Genomic DNA, 658 nt, shown 5'->3' with positions numbered 1-658 from the left:
CCCCCGGGCGCAGCTGCAGGCTGATATTCTCCAGCACCGGTACCGTCTGTTTGCCAAGCGTAAACGCATGATGAAGATGGCTGATGGATACCGCCGCGCCGCGCGCTATCGTCTCGGTTACCATTGCATCCCTCCTCGCTGCCAGCTCAGCAGCCGGTCACGCAGCATAAATAATCCGCTTATCAGGCCGGAGCATAACAAGGCCATCACCAGCAGCGCGGCATACATATTCGGATAGGCCGCCCAGCCCTGGGCCCACTGGAGGTAAAAGCCGATCCCCGACTTCACCCCGACCATTTCGGCGACAATCAGCACCGAAAACGACGCGCCGAGCCCCATAAACAGGCCGACAAAGACGTTCGGCAACGCGGCGGGGATCGCCACCCGCAGGATCAGGAAACGCTGGCTGGCACCGAGAGTCCGCGCCACGTCGTACCACGCCTTATCAATGCCCATCACTCCGGACCAGGTCAGCACCGTGACCGGGAACCAGGTGCTCAGCGCGATCAAAAACACGCTGGCGCCGAAGCTCGAGGGAAAAATAAACAGGCACAGCGGCAGCAGCGCGGTGGACGGCACCGGCCCCAGCAGACGTAACACCGGATGCACCCAGTAGCCAATCCGTTGCGACCAGCCGATGGCCAGACCGGTGATGAAC

Annotated in this window: 1 protein-coding gene; it reads right to left on the bottom strand. The window is 61.9% G+C overall.

The annotated features are described in order from the left end of the window. Nucleotides 1–117: 117 nt before the first annotated feature. Nucleotides 118–658 (bottom strand): ABC transporter permease (locus PL597_RS25970; protein WP_271366653.1); only part of this gene is annotated, 541 nt, incomplete at its 5' end.

Origin of the sequence: Agrobacterium sp. ST15.13.013 (genome assembly GCF_027956525.1) — a bacterium.
Taxonomy (GTDB): domain Bacteria; phylum Pseudomonadota; class Alphaproteobacteria; order Rhizobiales; family Rhizobiaceae; genus Agrobacterium; species Agrobacterium salinitolerans.
The sequence above is the reverse complement of the archived record's forward strand: the minus strand, read 5'-3'. Positions and strand labels throughout refer to the sequence as shown.